13 protein-coding genes are annotated in these 23,597 nt (G+C 40.1%); all 13 read right to left on the bottom strand.

From position 1 onward, the window contains the following. Positions 1-140: 140 nt before the first annotated feature. Positions 141-1,049 carry a glycoside hydrolase family 17 protein gene (locus tag D2V08_RS10005; protein WP_119608021.1) on the bottom strand — a complete coding sequence of 303 codons (909 nt, stop codon included), beginning with the start codon at positions 1,047-1,049 and terminating at the stop codon, positions 141-143. 14 nt (positions 1,050-1,063) lie between these two features. Then, positions 1,064-2,626, bottom strand: a complete 1,563-nt coding sequence (locus tag D2V08_RS10000) for an MFS transporter (protein ID WP_119608020.1) — start codon at positions 2,624-2,626, stop codon at positions 1,064-1,066. A gap of 10 nt (positions 2,627-2,636) precedes the next feature. After that, the gene (locus tag D2V08_RS09995) at positions 2,637-4,151 is read right to left on the bottom strand and encodes a glycoside hydrolase family 30 protein (RefSeq protein ID WP_119608018.1); all 1,515 of its coding nucleotides are present in this window, start codon (positions 4,149-4,151) and stop codon (positions 2,637-2,639) included. Between the two features lie 9 nt (positions 4,152-4,160). Beyond that, positions 4,161-5,453, bottom strand: a complete 1,293-nt coding sequence (locus tag D2V08_RS09990) for a glycosyl hydrolase family 17 protein (protein ID WP_119608016.1) — start codon at positions 5,451-5,453, stop codon at positions 4,161-4,163. Between the two features lie 37 nt (positions 5,454-5,490). After that, complete coding sequence (locus D2V08_RS09985) at positions 5,491-8,961, bottom strand: 1,3-beta-D-glucan phosphorylase, GH149 family (protein ID WP_119608014.1); 3,471 nt, start codon at positions 8,959-8,961, stop codon at positions 5,491-5,493. Positions 8,962-9,052: 91 nt separating this feature from the next. Then, the gene (locus D2V08_RS09980; protein ID WP_119608012.1) at positions 9,053-12,745 is read right to left on the bottom strand and encodes an immunoglobulin-like domain-containing protein; all 3,693 of its coding nucleotides are present in this window, start codon (positions 12,743-12,745) and stop codon (positions 9,053-9,055) included. Between the two features lie 14 nt (positions 12,746-12,759). Beyond that, a complete protein-coding gene (locus D2V08_RS09975) occupies positions 12,760-13,602 on the bottom strand; it encodes a glycoside hydrolase family 16 protein (RefSeq protein WP_119608366.1) in 843 nt (280 codons plus the stop codon). Between the two features lie 39 nt (positions 13,603-13,641). After that, the gene (locus tag D2V08_RS09970) at positions 13,642-15,048 is read right to left on the bottom strand and encodes a glycosyl hydrolase family 16 (protein ID WP_119608010.1); all 1,407 of its coding nucleotides are present in this window, start codon (positions 15,046-15,048) and stop codon (positions 13,642-13,644) included. Between the two features lie 12 nt (positions 15,049-15,060). After that, positions 15,061-18,246, bottom strand: coding sequence for a glycoside hydrolase family 2 TIM barrel-domain containing protein (locus tag D2V08_RS09965; protein ID WP_119608009.1), 3,186 nt, complete (start codon positions 18,244-18,246; stop codon positions 15,061-15,063). A gap of 324 nt (positions 18,247-18,570) precedes the next feature. Next, complete coding sequence (locus tag D2V08_RS09960) at positions 18,571-21,399, bottom strand: triple tyrosine motif-containing protein (RefSeq protein ID WP_119608007.1); 2,829 nt, start codon at positions 21,397-21,399, stop codon at positions 18,571-18,573. A 260-nt stretch (positions 21,400-21,659) separates the two neighbouring features. Further along, on the bottom strand, positions 21,660-22,391 hold the full coding sequence (locus tag D2V08_RS09955; RefSeq protein WP_119608005.1) for a cysteine hydrolase family protein: 732 nt from the start codon (positions 22,389-22,391) through the stop codon (positions 21,660-21,662). 101 nt (positions 22,392-22,492) lie between these two features. Beyond that, complete coding sequence (locus D2V08_RS17335) at positions 22,493-22,657, bottom strand: hypothetical protein (protein WP_182835518.1); 165 nt, start codon at positions 22,655-22,657, stop codon at positions 22,493-22,495. Positions 22,658-22,680: 23 nt separating this feature from the next. Then, positions 22,681-23,466: a helix-turn-helix domain-containing protein gene (locus D2V08_RS09950; RefSeq protein WP_119608003.1), complete on the bottom strand. Its 786-nt coding sequence runs from the start codon at positions 23,464-23,466 to the stop codon at positions 22,681-22,683. Positions 23,467-23,597 lie beyond the last annotated feature (131 nt).

Below are 23,597 nucleotides of genomic sequence, written 5' to 3'. Positions count from 1 at the left end.
AGTTTGGTTACTTCCCAAATCTACTAAATACATAGCCAATCTGAAATGGTCTTAGGCTGAATTACAATCTTTTCGAATAAAAAGTTGATTAATTATGGAATTTCAAACCTCATTGATGTAACGTTTGCTTATTGATGGGTCTAAAACTTTAATTTTTCATCTTTATCCCATAGTCCCCAATACGCTCCAACATCCCCTTCGTCGCCTACTTTCCATGATTCATCAAATGAAGAAAAATAGAAAACCTCGATATCATTTTTTCTAGACCAAGCTTGTGTATCAATAAAATACTTCATGGCATTTTTGGCGGACGGTTGTGCCGCATTGAGCCCCGCTCCTTGACTGGGCCAACCTGTCTCGGTTATAATAACCTTTTTTCCCTGACCCGCGTCGGTTGCCTGACCAAACATTTGCTGCATATGGTTCAAGGAATATTCTATGGGACAACCTTCCCAATAAGGGTAACAATTGGATAAAATCACATCACAAGCCTCGGTTATTTTTGGTCGTTGCGAAAATTCATAATACGCATCTACATAGCCAACGGTAATATTTGGTAATGCTTCTTTAACAGTATGGATGTACTCCAATAGCTGTTCCTCGGTCAAATCACCTCGGTACATTACTTCATTACCCACAGCGGCAATATCCACATATCCATCTTGGGCCAATTTAATGAGCCCATCGATTTCCTTTTTATTCAAATCCATATCGGAACCCAACCAAGCACCTACCAAGGTTTTAATACCAAGCTCCTTAGCTACTACTGGAACGTGCTCATTACCTTCAATACAAGAAAAGGAACGAACCCAATCCGTATAAGGTTTGATGATTTGCATTCTTCTTTTCACCTGTTCTTTGGTAATAACATCGCCTGGACTTTGTCCATCTTCATAAATACTGAAGCAAAGGCCGTGCATGCCATTCTGAACGGTTTCCAACCAAAGTTGGTTCAATTCATCTTTAGATATTTTATCAAAATCTATCCCTAAGTGCTCCGTATATCCAGCTTTGGACAATGAGAATTGGTGGTCTTTTCTGTAAGACATATTTTTATTTTGTTTTATAGTTCACCCCTACGTGCTACAAGTTTTTCTTTAATTTCTTTTGCTCTTTCCTCTGATAGGCTATACTTCCACATAACCCAAATAGCCAAAGCGGCGGTCAAGGAAGGGATGGTTATATCTGCTATCCTTAGTCTGTTCATGGTATCTAAAGTCTGTTCCGTAACATTGGGGTCAAAGCCGACGATTTTCAGAATTACTCCACCCAAAACAAGAGCAATTGCCTGTCCTAATTTCACCATCCACCAGTAAATAGCGCCAAACGTTCCTTCTTTTCTGGGCATCCCATTTTCCAGTTCATCCAAATCGCAAACATCGGCTGTCATGGACATCATTAAAGTGAACAACCCTCCCATTCCAAAGGCAAATAATGGGATTGGCACAAAGATGAGCCAAGGTATATTGCTACCTGGGTCTATGGAAAACCAGGACATTCCCACATCATCTAATATCGGATTAAGATATTCGAAAAGTGATCCTACGCCAGAATTCAAACTCTTTCCAAAACCAGTCTCGCTGAACTTACTGTTCAATTCCTTATCAAACCCCCACCATTTTAGAAGATACCCGACTATTGATAATGCGGTGGAGATAATAAATGCTTTCTTCTTTCCCCATCTGTCCGACATTTTTGAGATAATCGGTATTACCAAAAATGCAGTTATCATGGCATTTATGGTATTGAACCATGCAGGCCAAGTACCTGCCATTTCATAACTGCCGCTATACATGTAAAAAACGATAATAAAAACACCAAAAGCAGCCACAAGCTGGAATCCATTAAAAACCAAAAAGGTAGCGCCGCATAATTTCATAAATGGTTTGTTTTTGGACACTTGTTTTATTCCAACAAACAAATCTTTCAAATTGGACCATAGTGTTTTCCAAGTGATTTCCTTTCGATTTCCCATATGGGCCGAATCTATTCCCTTACAGAATAAGGCTGGCAGTATTCCAAAAACCACACACATTGCCCCGACAATCAATGCCATGGTTCGGACACCTTCTGTTTGGGTATTAAAAGTGTTTGAGTCTGGAATTATTACATAAAGCCATGGTACGATCATCCAAGCGATTTGCCCCATACTATTGGCAAAACTCATTAGTCTTGTACGCTCGTTATAATCGGAAGTCATTTCATAACCGAGCCCAACCAAAGGAGTGGCAAACATCGTATTTCCGACCAAAAACAATATTTGAAGCACCATCACATGCCAAATGATATAAGTTTGGGAGGCATTGTCATCTAGTTGCCACATCAAAAAGAACAGAACCCCACTGATAATGGCTCCCCAAAAGATATAAGGCCTTCTTCGTCCATACTTGGATTTTGTGTTATCCGAAATGAACCCCATTATAGGATCGGTAATGGCATCAAAAATCCTCGGAAGTCCACCCAAAAGTCCGGCCCATAAGGGGTCTACACCCCATGCGGTCAATAAGAAAAACTGTATGAAGACTCCTAATGTTCCTGGTAAAATATTTAGGATAAAATGACCGGCTCCAAATGCAGCTTTTTGCCCTACGGGGACTTTATCTTTTAAAAGTTTGGCGTTACTCATAGTTTTTTGTTTAGTTGGCGTTAGTGACTATCTGGGTTGGATTGGTGATAACCATAGTTTGCAAAGCATGGGGGGCAATTTGCATGTTATTGGATGCCTCACCCAAAGACAATGTTACATTCTTTTCTTCCAGATTTTGGTTTAAAACCACAACCACGATAGATCCATCAGGATTTTGGGCTGCAGTTACCAATAGGGAATCATCGGTATTATTGAAACCTATGCGAAACGCACCTGGTCTTATAAACTTGCTAAAGTGTTTTAATGTGTAATATAATGGGGTGAAGTATACCTCATCTTTATCTGGGTCAACAATAACTGGGGCTACACACCAATTTTTGAACCAGTTCGGGCCTCCTTGCCTATCCAACACCATATTCCAATCAACCCAACCATCGACCCAATTGTTGAGACACCCTATAATATCCCTTGCATATCGAAACACTGGGACATATTTAGGGTGCAAATGCTTATCACTTTCCGGGGCCCAATCCCAACCCCAATCGGTTGCTTCCTTGCTCCAGTACCATTGGTCATCTTTCCATTTTGGCACCTCGGCATCAACACAAGCCTCGGTTTGAATCAGATATTTATTTGGTGCTTTTTGATGGGCATATTGTAGGGCATCGGGAAATACTTCGTAAGTGCTCGCATACCAATGTATTGCAGTACCGTCAAAGTATTTGGAAGTAGACTCATTTTTGAACATGCTATCCACCCATTCATCCAAATGTTCCCTGTTTTGATCATAACCTAATATTTTCACCTGATGTCCATCATTTTCCAACTGCGGACCTAGATAGTTCTGCACAAAATCTGTCATCTCATCGGGACTAAAGTGCATACTTTCCCAATTGTTGTCATTTCCCAAAGGCTCATTCTCCACGGTAATACCCCAAATTGGGATGCCTTCCATAGAGTAGGCTTCCACATATTTTGAAAAAAATAGAGCCCAAGTATTTCGAAACTCTGGGCGTAATTTTCCACCGCGCCAATCATTGTTGTCTTTCATCCATGGTGGGGCCGTCCAAGGGGAAGCAATAATCTTAAATCCATCTTTGGAGATGGCCATCGCCTCCTTGATCATAGGAATAAGGTCATCCTTATCCTCTTCGATAGAAAAATGCTCTAGGTTTACATCGTTTGCAATATTAGCGTAGGAGTAATTTCCAAGTGAAAAATCGCATGAGTTGATGTGCGTTCGGGTCAACGAATATTGCGCTCCGTTTTCACCGAAATAAGCTTCTAAAATTTTCTTTCTGTTTTCCTTCCCCATCTGGTTCAGCAAATGGGCCGAGGCCTCTGTAAAAGACCCTCCAAAACCTGTAATAGTTTGGTATTTTTCTTCAGGCAGTATCCTTATTTCACTACTTGCTTCGTTAGAATTGACCAAGGCAATGGGTTTTACCTTATTACCATTGGCGGCGGTTTCAAAAACTTCGACCTCTAATGGCAATTTTTCCTCTCCGCAACTTATCATTAGTAATACCATAACTGTCCATAAATAGTGTTTTCTTAATTTCATGACATCGGTTTAATGAGGTTTCATTTCTTCATGGGTCGGCGGAACAAAAACCTTATCCATCAATGCATTCAAGTCTCCATTGTATGTTTTGGTAATTGTATTTCCATTTCTGGTCAATCCCTTAAAAACTCCTTGGTTTACCATCTCCCAAAGGGCATATTTTGCTTTTCCATCAACGGTAAAAAGTCCGAAATGGTTTTCTGAACCTTTTGGATTATGAGAATCTTTCCAAGGCTCGTTAAACGCCTCAAAGTAAAAACAGGAAATCCCGGCTGCTTCGGTCCAATCCCGGATTAATTTGTAATACATGGATTGTTTATACTCATCGGTCGCCTTAGAACCATCGGGTCCATAGAATCCATTGGATACACTTGCCCACCCAGTTTCCCCAATGTGTATGGGCTTGTTTACACCTAAACTCTTCATGTAGTTGGTTACGCTGTCGTATTGTTTTTGGGCAAAAAGAAGTGCCCGCTGCATCGCTTTATCTACCTTTTCCTTGTCTGAAAGGTCTACTTCCTGATCAGGCTGTGTCCAAAATTCTGGATTATAATGTGTGTTATGGTAGGGATAGGTATGCATGGAAATATAATCGACCGCCTTGATCAATGCCTCCAAATCTGGTGTATGATATTCGGCATCACCACCTCCCCAGGATGCGAAATCATCCGAACTGGTAATCCAAAGTTCTTTAGGAAGTTTCCCTTCTACTTTTAAATTCTGCAAGTGATTTACCCATTTTAAAATCACATTGGGTTGCACATAATAGCTAGCGGCCCATTTTACCATAGCTTCGTTGCCCACGGCGACAACCTTTACAATATCGGGGTATTCATTTGCCAAATTCACAGCACGCTCAATTTCGGCTGCATTGGCCTCACTTTCCACATTATGATCAGGTTCATGACCGGTCCAAGCATTTTTACAGTCTATCCAAGCTCCCAACATTACAAACATTTGAAAATTGAGATCTTCTTTTTTAAGTTCCCGAATAGCTTTTAGGACATTGGAGGCATGTGGAAGCTGTACATTATAGGTGCGAAGAATTCTAACACCCATTGCGGATAGAATCCTCATATCCTCTTTTAACTCTGCCAGCGTAGGTTGTTGTTCCCTTGTTTTTTTCCGGTATCCTCCGTAAGAAATGGCCAAATAGTCTGGATTCCCCAAAATATCCTTAGCAGTAATATTCAACTCTTGATTCACTGTGTTGATTTTGTCTTCTGGTTTGGTTTGGTTTTTACATGCGAAGCACAAAAAAACCACCAAAAAAATACTGATTGTTTTCAATTGTCCTCTCATGTATTTACTAATTAATTTTTGATGGAATATGTAATTTTTACTTCAATCGTTTTTCATCTATCCATACCTTGATAGTCTCTATTTTGTCCGTTCTCCCAAATAACATAGCACTGATGGTTTCATCCAAATCCAAGCCATCAAAATCTTTTTGAGAGCCATCTTTGAACAACACTTCTATATGTTCCTTTTGAGCTAAGAAATATTGAATGGGTACCTGACAATAGGTAAAGCCCAATGAATCTTTTTCGAGATTCATGTTTTTGGTCTCCCCATCCAAATCCACGTAGTTGAATGCTGTGGATTTCTTCAAGAACTCTCCCTTTCTTAGCATGCAGGGATTGAAAAATAGTTTTCCGTCGGACACAAAAACTCCAAGTTCACCAAAACGGCTTAAAATATCCTCTTTTACCTGACCGGTCATTCCGGGTTGTTGTGCACCTTTACCTGCCGGAGTATGCGAATAAGGGTCGGTTGGAAATGCTCCATAAAGTTTTGGAGGCTTGTGAACGCCTATTCCTTCATTGATTTCATAATAATGTTCCAGCAATCTCCCAATGACAACATCGTTTTCATTATTCTCAATTGCCGACAAACAGGTTTCCTCAACACTTAACAGCAATTTGGAGACCATATGCCAATAAATGGAACCCAAACCTTCATATCCATAAAATGTTCCCGATCTTCCTGTAAAGGATTTATGATCGAATATCTCCTCGAAAATGTTCAATAATAATTTCTTGTCCTTTTCCACCAACTTCCCATAAGTTTCCTCTGGAAGCAATAAAAATGCGGCTTTAAGACTATCTGCATTATTGAAAGAACCATTAAAGTGATACGTGCCTTCGACACTTTTTTCAACTATTGAGGTATCACCTTCCTGCAACATTTTTTGAAGCAACTCGGATTCCTTTACCCTGTTGGGAGGAATTACATTCTTTTCACAAAAACGAGTAAGTTCCTTGTTCGGATAGAGTAAGTAGCTGTATTGATCTTCCCTAAACAATGCGCTGGACTTGAGAGCATCAAGTACTTGCAGTGACTCTTTACCACCAAGATACCCGGAACTTAATACGGCCACCTGTCCTTCCAACATTTCGGACAAGTAAGAAATGGAAACTTCTGTATCGCTTTCAACTGTCATTAAATTATAGGCGTGGTACAATTTATCCTTGCGCTGATTGGCATCTATGCTATGTTCCAGATAATCCAAAGACACAATAATAAACTGTTGTAGATTCTTTTTGCTAATGCTTTGGACCTTATTTTGAAATCCTTGGTCATATATTTTATTCCGGAATTCGCTACCCGCCATGCCGAGCTCATCCATGATTGTTTTTCTGTCCGAATCCGAAATCCTACCGGAAAGCTTTCCTTGGTTTTCCTCTAAGGTTTGTAGTATGGCATTGAAAAATGTTGCCATTTCTTTAGAAATGGTAAATTCCTCTTGCTCCATATTTTTGGTCAAATCTTGGAAAAAGCTCAAGAAACGTCTCAAATAATATAAGGTGACCATAGAAACACCGTTACCCACCAATGCATTATTGGCATCGTTCCATTCTGGGCGTTGGGTGTTCATCCAAATACCGCCTTCTGGGATAAAATTTGACATTTTGGAAAGAACCGTAGCCAATAATTTTTCCAATAAGGTAACATGATAAATCGAGGAATCGTTTGCTGCTAGTAAAGCCGCATCTGCTCCTATTTTTTCTCGCTGGTTGTTGATGTTCCGGTCTAAATCCTCATCAAAAAGAATAGTATCCTTTGGATTTTCAAGAATCTTTTCATAGGGCTTTATTTTATAGGGTACATTGGCGTAAACAAAGATTTTTTCAAAGAACGATTTACCCAGTTCATTTGGATAATGGCTTTCCATCAACTCCAATAGTTTAAGGAGGTAAATAATCTGGTGATCGCCCCAGTAGCCAATGTAAGACCAAGGGTCATCCGGTTCTATGACCTCCCAATCAAATCCATCCTTGGTGACCCGATAGGGATTATAGCCATCAAAAGTGGAGGCGTTGAGAAACTTATAAATCATACTTTCCAGAAAACCAGGATAGGAAAGAGATAAGGCCTCCCAATTTTGGAAAATATCCCTCCAGTTCCCTTCATAATCCAGCACTTTTCGACCATCGTCCGTACGGGTATTTATGGAAAATTTGTTCCATGGTCTGCTTGGGTCCCCGTGTCGTCTACTAAATTTAAGGGGGAGGTATTCCAAGGCCAATCGTTTAAAATCCTGATTATCATCTTCATTGATTTTATTGCGTAAAAATTCCAATGAAAATTTATCGGGAAGTTCATCCAGCAAAGTCCTTTTATGGTTGAAAAGTGGTTTGTTCGCCTTTTTTATATATGACGAAAAGTCTTCACTTTCAATTTGGTATCCATTATCAAAGATACCGCCACGCATAATATTGAACAAGGTGTTGGAAAAGTGTCTGGCATCCCGCATGCTATCAGAAGTACACTGTATGGCATCCGAGGCTCCAGCCAATTGCACCAGTTGCTTTGTCCCTTTTTCAATATCCGTATCGATTGATTCGAACAGATTTTCTCCTTGTTTTATTTTGTGTTTGATGGTACTAACATCTACTCTGGATTGGTTGACCTCTGCAATCAACATCCATTTTTTTTCATCCTTTGGCTCCAACTGAATTTCCGCGTTTACGAAGTACGCTCCTTTTTCAGCTTTTACATCGGTTTCCTGTTCCAGAGAAATGCCTTTTCTAAATGCGTCAAGTTGAAGGGATGACACCAAGTATTTTGGTTTTTTTAGTCCATGAGACCATACCGTAGTGGCCTTTAAGGCTTCACTAGGTTCGGCCTTGTCGACAATAATGGCACTTAATGCGAAGATTCCCAAACCAACATCTGACTCCAATTGATTTCGTTTATAGGCATCTACCAAGTTGCTGCTACTATTTTGGGTGGCAGAGGGGACTCCGTAAGGCAAAACATTCTGGATGCCATCCAGCAAAGTACATTCGACCATTTGGTCACCATGGTTGATTAGATCGGACTTCTTCACAAAACCATAGGCTTCACTAAAATTCCATTGATACCTAAAGGTAAGCCCTAAATCTTGGTTGATTTCTTCAAAAACAATTTTGTTCCCATGATTGCTTTTATAGATATTTCTTTGGATATCGTATACCCCTGTATAGCAATTTAAAAAAGGTTCCCACAAATATCTTTTTGAACCAACATTGGCCTGTATAATTGTTTTACTTCCTGTAATATTGGCAGATTCCGTTATCTTATCATCTGTGTAATAGGGAAATAGGGCAGACTCGGAGTTTTTTCTTCCTGCTGTTAGCGCTCCATTGCTAGAAATAAACATCCAATGGTCTGAGTGGCTTACGATACTCATAAAAAAAGGCCTCATTCCATCACTGTTGGAAATCTTGTAGTACGAATCATTTTCGAATACCACTGATTCTCCCTTTACCTCCTTTGGAACCTGATTCAATTTTGATGCTGCTAGATAAATCTCTTTTTGAGCCATATACCAATTTATGCTTTTTATTGGTTTGATTGAAAGGGCGAATAAGAATAAGATTTCCGTACCCGCCCGTTTTTATTATAATATCAGCTTTCTATTCCAAGATCAAATCATCAATATAATAGGTCTCTGATGTAGCAGTTGGATTGTTCCCTGGATCAAAATCCGGGATTATAACAATAGCATTATAGATACTTGGATTAAAATCTCCAGGTACTATTGCTCCAAAATCAAAAGTCAATTCCACCCATTCGTTTGCGTTTGTGACCGTTTGTTGAATGCTATAATTTGGGATACTACCATCATTAGGTCTAGACTGCAGTTCAAATTGAAATACAGCGTTTGGCTTCGTAGAATAAACTTTTACCTTAAATATTCTGGTCGTAGTCAAATCCAATGGGGTGGCAAAAACATTTTCCATACCTCCATAAAATTCGGTTCCAGCAGGCTTGTTGAATGTATAAATATTTGCAGAAGTGTTGATTCCTCCAGATACTGTATTGGCAGTAATGGAGCCATCAACGCTAGCGGGTTCAAAAACAGCACTGAATTCTTCCCCACTTTCAAAATCTGCCGGTAGAGAAGATAATGCAGTTGGTCCGCTACCACCGCCAGAGCCACCACTGTCTTGAACTAAGGAAACATTATCAATATTAACCAAACCGGCCGCTCCATTCAAATCGAATAGTACACGCGCATCAACGGCTCCAAATCCTGTAGCCGTCAATGAAACTGTGTAAGTCGTCCTTGTGGTATTGATATTAACAGTTTCGGTAGTGTTTGCAAAACTTCCTCCACTTAAACCGATTCCGGCAATGATTGGGCGATCGGTGTCTGACCAAGCATCGAAAGTTAAGGTATAAGAAGCATCTTGGACTATCTCCAGTTTCTGGCTCAAATTCACCAAAAATGGTTGACCAGGGTCTGGGGTGGTTATATTAACAGAGTAAAAGGAATTACCATTCTCTGTGGTAACTGGAGCCGCAGCCGCGTCATCCACACCCAAAATCCATGGGTTACTGCCATTCTCAAAATCTCCATTGGTCAACAATCCATCATCAAAGGGGGTCACATTTACTGTCCGTGTAACCTGAGTTGCGGCGTTTCCTGCAGCATCACTTACATCATAGGTGATAACATAGGTGCCTGCCACGCTGGTATCAACGGTATCACCGCCAACCACAATATTTCCGGATATATCTCCATCCGTATCATCATTGGCTGTAGCCCCAGCATCTGTATAAGGGTCACCAACATTCAAATCTACCGTGGCATCTCCATTCAAGGTAATGACAGGTGGAGTTGTATCTCCTCCACCAGTTCCCCCTACAACCAGAGAAACATCATCAATATTTACCAAACCTGCTGCTCCGTTAAGATCAAAAAGCACTCTTGCATCGGTAGCTCCAAAACCTGCTGCGGTAAGCACCACCGAATATGTTTGTCTTGTTGTATTGATATTCACAGTTTCAGTAGTGTTTGCAAAACTCCCACCACTCAATCCGATTCCGGCAATAATTGGGCGGTCAGTATCTGACCAGGCGTCAAATGTCAGTGTATAAGTTTCATCCTGTATAATCTCCAATTTCTGACTCAAGTTGACCAAGAAAGGTTGACCTGGGTCTGGTGTTGTAACATTTACGGAATAGAAGGAATTACCATTCTCGGTGGTAACTGGCGCTGCTGCACCATCATCAACACCCAAAATCCATGGGTCACTGCCATTTTCAAAGTCGCCATTGATCAACAGTCCGCTATCAAAAGGTTCTTGAACATTCACAGTTCTGGTCACTTCGGTAGCAGCGTTTCCGGCAGCATCACTTACATTGTAAGTAATCACATAGGTTCCTGCGGTATTGGTATCCACAGTATCACCGCCTACCACAATATTTCCTGAGATATCACCATCTGTGTCATCGCTAGCAGTGGCGCCCGCATCCGTATAAGTATCCCCTACATTTAAATCTACCGTGGCATCTCCGTTCAAAGTAATTACAGGTGGAGTTGTATCTCCCCCTCCCGATTCATCTACTACTAATGAAACATTATCTAAAACTACAACACCAACTTCAGCAGCCATATCAAACAACACTCTACTGTCCGCTCCACCAAAACCTGTAGCTGTAAGATTTAATGTAAATGTTTGGGTATCCGCTGTCAAATTAATCGTTTGGGTTGTATTGGTAAAAGGAGCCACATTTAATCCAATTCCGGCGATAATTGTTCGGTTTCGATCGGATGATGCATCAAAAGTCAAAATATAATTCTCATCTTGGGTCAGTTCCACAACTTGACTTAAGTTTACTTGAAATGGCTCTGAGGGGAGTGCCGTGGTTACGTTTGCGAAATTATAACTATTATCTCCTTCGGTCCTCACATCAAGTGCATTACCAATCCAAGAATCACCACCATTTTCAAAATCTCCATTGGTCAACAATCCATCATCGAAACCACTACTTCCACCACCTGAGTCACTCAAAGTAATGTCATCAATATAGTATGTCCCGTCTTCATCGATTGGACTATCCGTCATATCGTTGTCCGGTTTTATCACCAATTGATTATATGCTGTTGGCCCACCGGGCAAACCAGTGAAATTAACCTCTACTTCGGTCCATTCGTTGGCATTGGGTATTGTCACAAAGACCGGTGCAGGATTTCCTGTAACTGGGTCGGTTTGCGGATTCAAAGCAAGTTCAAATCGGAACACAACATTTGCCTTGGTAGAATATACTTTTAGCCTAAAGACATTTGTAGTGGTAAGATCAAAATTATTTTCAAATGTATTTTGAATTCCTGCAAAGAAACTGGAACCGGAAGGTTTGTCCACTTGCAAAACAAAATCCGAGGTATTGATACCTGTTTTATCTGGGTTTTGGGCGAGGCCTGAAGTAATGCCGTCACCAAAATTTTCTGAAGATAGGAACGTTTCACAACCTTCAAAATCTACAGGAACAGATGCAGCGGCCACTGGTGTATCCGCACAACCTGTAGGCGTTGTAACAGTTTCAGCTTGTTCCACATCATCAATAAAGAAATCTCCTGAAGTAGTTCCAGGCCCATCGACGAACAATGTTATCCTTGAGAAGCTATCTGTAGAAGCAAAATCGAAAGAAACTATTTCCCAACCTGTTCCACCGTGACTTGCCGTTACTTCGGTATCACTTCCTGTTCCGAGCTCTAATTTCATTAATATATCAATTGGCTCTTCGGACCAAAAATGTGCTTTTATTGTTTGACCCTCAGACAAATCAATCGGCGTTCCCAAATCAAAGTAAATACCTTCAAACGCTGCTCCACTATTCGTTATAGCACCAACTTTTGAACTGTTATTTGTTTTTGTACCAGATTCATCGGGGTTATCTATAATTTCAAAAGTAGCTCCACTGAATGTGCTTACGCCCAAAGCATAGTTTACATTGGTTTCATCGAAAGTGATAGGCAATGTAATAGGGTCTTTAATCACTATTGTAATCTCATCCTCAAAAGTTGAAGTTGCACCCGAAGTATTGGCCGCAGTCAACGTAATGGTATACGTGCCACTGGCCATATAGGTCTTTATTGGATTGATTTCGGTTGATTTTTCCCCATCACCAAAATCCCATTGATAGGAGGTCGCCTTTTCGGAGATATTTATAAACTCCACCGTTCCGGTATCCTCATCAAGCGTATACGTAAAGCTTGATAATATCTGTGGCAAGAGTACATTGTCATCTGTTTCGCAACCGAGTAACAGGACCAGTATAAATACCGATGCCAGCTTGAATTTGGTTATTAACTGCTTCATAATTAATAGTTAGTTTAGTTTATTTTTAATTCTTTATACACTCTGACATAATCCACCAACATAGTTTGAGGAAATTCAGTTTCTTCATTAGGTGAGCCTACAAAGGTTCCTCCCACCGCCAAGTTCATCAAAATGTAAAATGGCTTGTTGAACACCCACGTGCCCGTCACATCTTCCGGAGTAATTTGATTATATAGCACATCGTCCACATAGAAATTCACATATTCCGGACCCCACTCGATTCCAAAAATGTGGAAACCGGTATCGAAGCGATCATTAACGAGGCTATATTCTTTGGAAATGGCTTCGCCACCAGAATATCCCGGTCCATGCACACTTCCTATAAGTAAAGTTGGATTTTGTCCTCGATATTCCATGATATCGATTTCTCCTGCACCTGGCCATGGATTTTCATCAATATCAGCTCCCAGCATCCAAAATGCAGGCCATATCCCCTGTCCATAAGGCAATCGAATACGTGCTTCAAAACGACCGTAACGCTGCTCAAACTTATCCTTGGTCACTAACCTGGCGGAGGTGTATGAAGAGCCTTCAAACGATTCTTCCCTAGCCGTTATCAGCAATACTCCATTCTGTACATTCACATTTTCTGGTCTATCGGTGTAGTATTGTAATTCTTGATTTCCCCAACCATTTTCTCCTGTACCAATGTCATATCCCCAAATGGAAGCATTGGGTTGTCCATTTGTATCAAACTCTTCGGAAAGCGTTAACTCGGTGAACCGGGCCACGGTTTGCTGGTCGTCGGTTTCGCAGCTCAATAAAGCGATAATCGAAAGCATTAATGCGTATTTAAAAAACACCATGCTGATTGGTTTAAGGTGATTATATTTCATATTCATTTTCTTTTTTTAAGTTGGTACGATTGGACGGCATTACTCTGTATAGAAGTAAATATTGTCCAATATAAAGTTGGGGCCACCTACTAATATTAGAGCTCCCAAATTGTTCCTTTGTGTGGTCAAATCACCATCCAGTGGTATATCAAATGATGTCCATTGCCCAACAGTTAGACCAGTGAGGTCTACTCTAAGATCCTTATCATCTCCAATAGGTAACCCTGTATTTACATCGGTATCTATGGTTTGGTTGGCTCCAACATCCCTAATTTGAAGTCCAACCTCGGTACCAGCTTCCTGTACATACACATCGATATGCATAAAGGTTAAACCAGATGCATCAACAGTATTATTAAAAATAATTCCAGTGAAATTATTATTGGCATAGGATAGGACTACGCCGTCGCTAGTGTTTATAATTGCTGTTTCTGTTGTAGATCCGCCAAAACCAGGTAAAAAATTACTTTCTGTGCTATTTTGGTAAGCATCACTAAATATTGAGTTTACGTTGGCTTGTGCCCGCATTGGAGTTGGTGCGGCTGGTAAAGCACCGTTTGAGGTTATTTCCAAAGATCCATCTGCCCTAACACCTGCCAAAATAGCGGTGACATCAACCGAACCTGTTCCCAGCACAGTTATTTGGCCAAGCTCATTTACGGTTGCCACTCCGGTGTCCGATGACTGAAAATTAAAATAGGAAGGTGCAACACTTATGGCCTGGTTTGTACCATCTGCCAAGTTAAAAGTTTGTGTAAGTCCAACTACGTTAAGTGTGGAACCTGTAAATGCCTGTACGGTAAGATCTTCTCCCGCAAATATGGCAGGCTTAGGCTGTGCAACAGTGCCCAGTTTTTCAAACTTTATCTCATCGAACCACAGAACGTAACCACCCTCATCTCCTTCAAAAGAGGCACCTTCAGCTAGCCAGAACAGTCCCGTTTCACTAATAAGCTTTGAGGCATCTGGAATGGGTATAACATACTTTTCCCAACGGGTACTCACTGCCAAATTATTGGCTGTAACCTGAAATTTATTATTGGTTTCCCCAGAAATACCGTATCCGATTGCATTAATACTTGCTGCTTTGGAAGCCTTGGCATAAAAAGTAAGGGCATCAAAACCAGAAAGATCTCGATTCGCTGTAGTATTGAATGTTGCTCCCACAAATCCATTTCCGAATGCGGGCACATCGAACCTCATGGAAGCATCTCCCGCATATACTTCCTCGGTATCTACGCTAAATGCTTCAGGATCAGCTCCGGCATCAACAAAAGGGAAATAATCCAAACCCGAGGAAAAAGCATCGATAAAAACATCTCCGTCAGGCGGGAATGTAGCAAATTCAACATCATCAGAGAGTTCTCTTTCACAACTTGTAACAACTATTGATCCCAAGCTAAAAAGAAGTATAAAACGGAAGTTGATATATTTAATATTTTTCATTTTTCAGTTTTTTTATTTCCCGATATTAATGTGCACATATGTCATAATTTCCCACTCATTACCATTATCAAAGCCTACTGGACTAATAATGGGCTGCGTAGCAAATTCCTCGGCTAGATTAGGCGAGTATCGAGGTGAAAATTCGTTCAGGGATCTCCATATGCCCCTAATTCCTACCTGGGTACTTGGTAGAATAAACCAATCTGGTTTGCCAAGGGTGGTGGAAATATCCAACATCAATTGAACAGGGTACGTTAAGTTGAAATCCCTATGATAGTCGTATGGACCCCAATCATTGATTTTTTGCGTGTATTGTACCTTAAAATTCTTGTAAAGCATCCGTACATCACCACCAAAACGTTTGATCAAACGGTCGGAATCACCATTACCTTGTCCATTTCCATAGTAGAAATTACCGATAATGCCCAAATCTGGTCCAAGTTTGGAAACCATTCTGGAATGTACTTCCCATAAATCTTCTGCTGGTGCCGAGTTAGGAAATGCGAAGAATTCCCTATTGGCATTGAAACCGATGTGTGCATCCATCCGTGTGGGAAGATGGCGGTAAACAAATCCTAAATTCATTGCGAATTTGGCGTCTTCTGCCCTATCATTATCCCATTCATACATCCATGTGCCAGGTGTAGGGTCATAAGTAAATAGAATTTCACCTGCGGTAGTCTTCCTGTTTGCCCTCACAGCAAATGGGTCGTCAATAATATTTCGTAAACGTCCAGGGCCTTGCACATCATTAGGCATGGCGCCTATCAAAGGCTCTTGCCACATAAAATTGGGGGCAATCTGAAAATTACCGAGAGCATAAGTAAACCCGGACAATACATTTACCTGATTACCACTGCCAGTATCTTTTAATTTCCAGCCGGTGAAGGTGAGTGTTTGATCGGCGCCGCCATTGGCAATTAGACCCATTGCAGCGGTTTGACCATACCAATTGAATTTTCCTCCTTCGTAGGTGACTTTAAATTTTCCTCCCCAGTTATCACTGTCTTGGATTCTATCTTCATAAACCACATAATTGCTGGGAGTTCCCCTTACATCTTGAAAGGAGATTCCATTCAATGGGCTTCCTGACCAGACACCGCCCAATTCAAAGCCAAATTTCCCAAATTCCCTTTCTACGGCAATGGCAGCTCTTTCTGTAGGCCATGGCGGAATTACACCACTTCGTACTTGGTTGATATCCAAAATTCGACGCCCGTTTTCATCTAGAACTATGTCTGTTTCAAAATCTCGATGGTAAATTCCGGTAACATCAAACTTGCCTATATTCCTTCTATACTTAAAAAGCATTGTAGGGTTTGCTCCCCACCAAAGTTGAGGCCCTACTGCAACTTTTAAACCTTTTAATATTCCCTTACCATCAAGTTCGGCCCCTAATATTTCTCCGTTATAGATATCTAGGTTAGGACCATAATTGGCTTCGGGATAAAAACCGAAGAAATCACCTTCATAACCCCAATGGTAATGTCCTGTCCTATAGAATCCCCTCAAATCGAACTCTTTTGCTTTCCATTCGAACTCAGCTTGATAAACGCGTATCCTATTGACATCTTGAACCAACACATTGCCTTGATCGGTGTTGACCTCGATAGGACGGGAATTATTCTCATAAAAAATCTCGTTTATAGGGTTTTGTGCCACATTTCCCACTACATTAAAGTTAACCTCTGCGCGCATGTTGGAAGCGGGATTACCTTCTACTCCAACAAAATAGGACTGCATATGATCAAACCCTAATTGGTTCGGAAAGGTATTAGGGTCATCCGGGTCAGCATTCTCGGGTGTTGTAATTAAACTACCTCCGGTGCTGAATGTGGAAAACTTTGCCCTTAAATTGCTTATGCGCAACAAATTGCTCTGTTCGCCCTGTAAAGCAGCCTTATCTCCCCTTGCCTTGAGGACGGCATCCATTAACCGTATATTATTGAAATGATTTTGCACAAAGCTTAAGTCCACACCATCGGCATAGGGGTCCAGTTGGTGTGCTTCCTGCAAAGCGTAATAGGCGGCTCTAGGATAAAGCTCATAAAGACCTCTAGGATTTGTGGCTCCTTTGGCGCAAATACCAAACCATTCCTCGTTCATATTGTTTGCACCAGGTGATGCCAAATCTCTTGAATATCCTCCGTTGGACCAGGAGGCATTAGTATCATGTACATCGGCGTTTTCCCGGTCATCAAAACCATACTTCCACCAGCCATCACTGAATTGAAAGGTAAATCCCCCGATTGAATTTCCTGTTTTCCCCAAACCTGCTGCATTTTCATAAATTTCCTTCCAATTGCCGACCATGTAATAGGCTTGGGAATACTGATCTTCCTTATTTTCCATAGCGTTGAATGCGTCTGCACCAAACTCTGTAAACATTACGGGTTTGTTAAGTTTGTCCTCTACTACCTGAAACATGTCTCCGAAAGAAACTCCACGGTATGTATTGGTTCCGTAGATATCAACATCGGTGCACTCTTCGGCAACTATATCGATGAAAAGCACATCCCCGTTACAAATGGCCACCGGATGCGATGCATCCATAGCTTTCATTTTTTTAGCCGCCTCGTTCATTAAACGGTACATGGGTCTTCCCCTACTTTCACCAATAAAATTTATACGTTCCTCGTCATCAGGAAAGTCTTCCGTTTCTGCACCTGCCCAAAACAATCCATAGTTGTTTTCGTTACCCAATAAATAAAGTAGTAGTCCTGGAGTATCTTTATATTCATCAACCAAACTTTCTACCTCGGACATTAAAAATTGTTGTGTTTTGGGATCATCATATATGGTCACTGGCGTCCAAACCCCATCGAGAGTTAAGCCATAACGTCCAAATGAATGGTTCAACATGGTATATATACCGTAGTTTTCATAGATATATCGAATCCATTTTGCCGGAACTCCTGTGTATTGGCGAATAACATTGACCCCCATGTTTTTTAACAAAGACATCTCAGTGTCGAGACCTGCCTTGATAATATCATCGGATTTTTCCCAGAATCTCGCATTTACTGTATTGGTCCCAATTGGTATGTAATCCCAGTTCATACCATTAATCATGAAGTCTTCTCCGTTCACGACCAATTTCATACCCGCCTCAGTGCTTTCGACGGTTACATTATCTGTTTGAGCATAAGAACCCACAACAAAACACAAAAGGAACAGTACGTGCAGATAGTTTTTCATAGTTATGTTTAGTTTTAGTTGAGTTCTGCATTGAATAAATGCGACTACATCACACGATATCATTTTCGTTTAGGTACACCTTTATCGCACGAAAACAATACATTCAATTTGCAGAAGGTTAAACTTAACTTAACAGAATATGAATTCCACAAAAAAGACCTCAACAAAAAATATACAATTCAAAAAAGGTTGAGTTTTTTTGACATATATACATAACAAGCAATGAAAATGTGGGCTTAGACGGAAAACATTGAGCTACCCAAAAAACCCTAAATAAACATTTGTTGAGGTATTGTTGAGGTAAATGTGATAACTCGTATAGTATTAGAGTTTCAAAATGTAGTCAACAAGATTGTCATCATGGGACAAATCCATCTTTTTACGAAGTCGATAGCGTTTAATTTCAACGCTTCTTACAGAAATATTGAATAAGGGGGCTATTTCTTTTGATGATAAGTTTAAGCGAAGATAAGCGCACAGACGAACATCGTTTGGAGAAAGATTCGGGTGTGCTTTTTTCAATTTTTTCAGAAACTTTCTATCGGCATTGTTGAAAGCTTCCTTGAATAGTTCCCAATCATCATTTTGAGTTATGTTTTTATCGATTACATTGATAATGGGCTTAATGGAGCCCTTGTCCTCTACACTGGACAATAGCTGATCCTTTACTTTTGATAAAAGTTCGTTCTTTCGAATAATACTAAGAGTGGAAGCTGCGAGTTCGTTGCTCTTACTGCGAAACTCTTCCTGAAGCTGTTCGTTCTTGATCTTTATTATTTCTTTTTCGTTCTGTGCTTTGGCCAGCTCCATTTCCCTCTTATTCTTTTCTATAAGTTTTTGTTGTCGTTTATGGTAATAGCGTTTATAAGCCTGATGAATAAGAAATGAGCCAATGGCAAAGGTCAAAATGTAAATGACCAGCATCAAGTTGGAAATATACCATGGCCTTTCTATTCTAAAAGAATAGGTAGCAATGTTACTCGAAACCTTATCCCCGATCTTGGCCCTTACCCGAAAAGTATAATCACCATAAGGCAAGTTTTCAAAGGTTGTGGAATAGTTTTCCGACCAATCGCTCCAATTGTCATAAATACCTTGTAATTGAAACTGATATTTTGGCTGGAAGTATTTGTTGTACTCAGCTGTAAAAAAGGAAAAACGAAGATGGTTTTCGCTACTTTTTAGATTTACTTCTAAATCCTTCTCTATCAATGTCCAACTCTGACTGTCTTTACTGGACTTTTGAACCCTTCCAATCTTAACAACTAAATCCGGCTCTTGAAAAGCATTGACATCCAGTGTTATATAACCCGAAGTGGTACCCAAAAGATACTTCCCTTCCTCCCCTAAATTGACAATATTTTCATATCCTACAATGCCATTTCTAACATTTTCCGCCAATGGAATGGGTTTTACGAGCAAGGTATCGGCCAATGAACCATCCGATAAAAGACTAATATTGGAGTTTGTAAATATCCAGAGATTGTCTTCATTTTGATCTAAAACCATTTTTCCGGACACATAATCATCTTGGTTATATATACTGCTCAACAAAGTATCCTGCACAAAGGAATCTGAATCCGGTTGGTACTTGAACACACCCTCTTTGTATGCATAAAACAATTGATCACGATATTTCACAATACCCGATTCCGATCCTTTTATCAAAGTATCCATTGCTATGCTTTGGACATGATGAAACGAACTATCTACATCCAATTTAAAAATGCCTTTGTACTCATGGTTTACAAAAACCTTGTTTCCGAGTATCTCAAAATAGCGTGATGAGTGTTCAAAACCTTCTATCTTGTTTCTAAGCTTCCAATTGTCCCTCTCTTTTTCAAGAACATAAAGACCATCATAATTACCCTGTAACAAAAGGTCTGGATTACCGGATAAAGGATTTATTTTCCAAGCCCCTTCCAAGCTCGTTATTTGTTTTGCACTATCTCCCTCTACTATGAACGTTCCTGAGTGGTGACAGCAAAAAAGGGTTCCTCCAATTTCTTGAAGGGACCATACCTGACCTTGGGTTCCCTTGACCAATTTAAAGTCGGAATCACCTTCCATGTTTTTGTAAAACAAACCTTGATTAGTGCCCAAATACAAGATATTATCTTTGATGGCTGCAGCGTATGTGCTTCCCACAACACCCTTATTGTCGTGGTAAACCTTTACGGGAGACTTTACATTCAAATAACTTATCCCATTATCGAGTCCTAGCCATATATTGCTGTCAATATCCTCCATCAAGGAAAGGATTGTGTTGTTTCGTAGGCCCTTGATTTGATCTATATGGTCCAGTAATACTCCATTCTGGTCCAAAAGTACTAACCCATTCGAAATAGTACCCAATGCATATTTACCATCCTTTAACTTAATGGCGCTGTAAACACTTATCTTGTTAACCAATAAGTCTAAACCAGTGCTAAATTTGGTAAGGAATCCATCATTGGCCCTAAAAAAACCATTGTGCTTGGTAACCAGAACAATTATGCCTCCTTGCTGAAATATATTTATGACCTCATCATTTAAGACAACTTCATCTTCATAAACAATCTCCGCCTCCCCGTTGTCAATTTTAAATATTCCCTTACCGCTTTCCTGAAAATAGATTTCCTTGTCTACTTGGAACATTCTAAACAGGGTATTCTCGGCATCAATGATATTAATTGCGCCTGTTTTTATATTATAAATATAGATGCGCTTCAAGGATTGGAACACCATCCAATCATCAAGATTTGATATTCCCCAAAACTCCTCATCCTCCAACAATGATTCTTCCATATTCGAAGACAAAGAAGTGTAGCGCAGCTCCCCATATCCATCCTCGACCCAATAACCAAATTCCATGTAACAGCCAGTATAAATTCTATTACCAACGACCTTTGCAGATCGCATAATAGATTCGTTTGGGGAAGGAAACAGCCTCCAGTTTGCACCATTGAACCTTAGTAAGCCTTTGTTGTTAGCCACATAAACCACCTTATCATCATCTTGGGAAATAGCCCAATTCTGATTTTCGGCTTGGTAATCGGTCGGAGTATAATTTTGGATTGGTGGCAGCTCCTGGCAGATAATCCATTGTGATAGTAAAAGGAAGAAATAAAGTGAGTATCTTAAAAACATAGTATCAATAAGATTGTAGTGCATTAAGATAACATCTTTTTATCAACATATTGGCAATCACAAAAGCAGAAAAAATATCAAAGATCTTGTTTAAACCTATCCAAATATAAACCTACCATTGTTTTGAGCCCTTGAGAATAAAGGAAACCCAGCATTTCGGCGCATGTTTTAGTGAGACTCCATATCAAAAGCAAAGAAGTGGTTTAAAGCCAAAAAAAATAGCAGAGTACAATACTCTGCTATTCATCAGATAGATCACATTATGATTGCTTTAATGTGATGTATTATTTCAAGGATTGTTTAAACTCCTCTGTGGTATACACATGGCTTGCCACAAAACGATAATTGATTTCTGCGGCCACGTTGCCATCGTATCCCGGTGCTACTGCCGAAGCTGTGGCATCGACCACTACGGCGACCTCGAAACCATCTTCAAGAAGTTCCCTGAGGTGAGACTCCACACAGAGGTTTCCGGACATTCCGGCCAAAACAATCTTGTCAATCTTTTGTTTTCGCAATTGAAGACTCAGATCGTTCTGTTCCGGACCATAAATCTTGTGGGGCCCTACCACGGTTACAAAATCCTTTTCGATGTACTTTTTGTACCTAGGTAACCAATCGGCTCCTGACCCCTCGAATCCTTCTTTGTTCAATTGATCCCCACGGTCAAACATTCCGATATTATGCATCAGTTTTTCCAAGGCACCCTCAAACTTCCATTTATGATCGTGCTCATAATAGTAGTGAGGAGAAATAAACACCTTTATGCCTTTGGCCTCTGCTAATTTAAATAATGTTTCAAGGTTTTCGACGGTTTTGTTCTTGATGACACTTTCGCCAATAACTCCCCAGGTGACACCATCGGGACTTAAAAAATCGTTTTGTGGATCTGTAATGACTATTGCGGTCGAATTATCCACGGTAAAACCGGGATCCGGTATTTGAGCATATAAACTTGGTGAACATGCAGTAAGCAATACCATTAAGATGGTTGAATTGAATAAAATTGATTTCATGATTTAAAAAATTAAGTGATTAGAATACTATTGAATTGTGAGTCTTTAGAATTAATTTGATTGGTAACAATGACCTTTTATAAAAAAGGTTTTAGTCTTTACTAAATAAACAGGCCCCTATCATCGCTGCTAAAATCCAAATGCTCAGGTACTTTATCAGAATTGACTTTCTTTTTGACAAAACCTAGTTTAGCTTCTTTACTGGCTTTTTGCGGGACGAAAGCAATCAGTTTTAAGATTTCGGTTACTCTTATTGGACTTTTCATTGTGATGGTTGGTTGCCCCAGTTTTAATTAAGGCTGATCATACCGTTCTGAAATGTCTTTCGAAATTTTAAGGGGGGAATACCAAAATTGGATTTGAAAAGTTGGGAAAAGTGACTGGGGTTTTCACACCCTACGCCCAAACCAACCTGAATAACACTTTCATCGGTGGAAATAAGCAGTTTTTTAGCTTCCTCCAATTTCAGTCTCATTACAAATTGATGAGGTGTTTCACCCATAGTTCTTTTAAATACTCTGATAAAGTAGTGTATGCTCAATTCAACTACTTTGGCCAGTTCGGAGGTGAGGACTGGACGATCGATATGTTTTTTTACATAACGATGTATTTTATGGATTTGAAAGGGGGTCAAGCCCATTTTCAATTTACAGTTCAATTCCGATTGCATATTTTCGCGCTTCACTAAATAGTCCCCCAAGGTGATGATCATATTTTCCAAATGATACTGTTCTCCCTTTTGGCTGATCAACAGTTCTTGAATAAGATAAAGTGCAAGTTGATTGCTAAGTGGTGTTTCGAGGATGGATTTTTGAACAAACCCATCAGTTTGCATGTTCAAATCCATGGTGCCAAAAGCTCCATTGTACATACCTATTACCAAAGGCGTTGAAGGATTAAAGTCGGGAGTCGGGTTAAGGGAATAAATAAACTCATACTTATCTTCCGATGTTGTTTTTTCCATTAAACTATCCTTATCTCTTATCAGAAATAAAATGATTTGAGATTTGCGTCCGGCTTCTTTAACATGTTCTCTATCTAAATGGGATTGGTTAATCTGGTGTATATATCTCATGGCTTTTTTTTTAAGGGTTTGTTATCAGGTTTTTTTCAAGGCGATTGTGCAAAACGCTTGGATAAACCTCTAATTTGAATTACTAGGTTCGTTTTTGATGATTTAAAGACCTGCAGGATCGTCCATCAGTT

Origin of the sequence: Flagellimonas lutimaris, assembly GCF_003581615.1 — a bacterium.
GTDB lineage: Bacteria > Bacteroidota > Bacteroidia > Flavobacteriales > Flavobacteriaceae > Flagellimonas > Flagellimonas lutimaris.
Note: the sequence above shows the minus strand (reverse complement) of the source record. Positions and strands in the feature narration are given on the sequence as shown.

Coding starts and splice junctions, on each gene's coding strand:
- D2V08_RS10005 (WP_119608021.1), bottom strand. CDS start 1,049: ATGTCTTACAGAAAAGACCACCAATTCTCATTGTCCAAAGCTGGATAT.
- D2V08_RS10000 (WP_119608020.1), bottom strand. CDS start 2,626: ATGAGTAACGCCAAACTTTTAAAAGATAAAGTCCCCGTAGGGCAAAAA.
- D2V08_RS09995 (WP_119608018.1), bottom strand. CDS start 4,151: ATGAAATTAAGAAAACACTATTTATGGACAGTTATGGTATTACTAATG.
- D2V08_RS09990 (WP_119608016.1), bottom strand. CDS start 5,453: ATGAGAGGACAATTGAAAACAATCAGTATTTTTTTGGTGGTTTTTTTG.
- D2V08_RS09985 (WP_119608014.1), bottom strand. CDS start 8,961: ATGGCTCAAAAAGAGATTTATCTAGCAGCATCAAAATTGAATCAGGTT.
- D2V08_RS09980 (WP_119608012.1), bottom strand. CDS start 12,745: ATGAAGCAGTTAATAACCAAATTCAAGCTGGCATCGGTATTTATACTG.
- D2V08_RS09975 (WP_119608366.1), bottom strand. CDS start 13,602: ATGAAATATAATCACCTTAAACCAATCAGCATGGTGTTTTTTAAATAC.
- D2V08_RS09970 (WP_119608010.1), bottom strand. CDS start 15,048: ATGAAAAATATTAAATATATCAACTTCCGTTTTATACTTCTTTTTAGC.
- D2V08_RS09965 (WP_119608009.1), bottom strand. CDS start 18,246: ATGAAAAACTATCTGCACGTACTGTTCCTTTTGTGTTTTGTTGTGGGT.
- D2V08_RS09960 (WP_119608007.1), bottom strand. CDS start 21,399: ATGCACTACAATCTTATTGATACTATGTTTTTAAGATACTCACTTTAT.
- D2V08_RS09955 (WP_119608005.1), bottom strand. CDS start 22,391: ATGAAATCAATTTTATTCAATTCAACCATCTTAATGGTATTGCTTACT.
- D2V08_RS17335 (WP_182835518.1), bottom strand. CDS start 22,657: ATGAAAAGTCCAATAAGAGTAACCGAAATCTTAAAACTGATTGCTTTC.
- D2V08_RS09950 (WP_119608003.1), bottom strand. CDS start 23,466: ATGAGATATATACACCAGATTAACCAATCCCATTTAGATAGAGAACAT.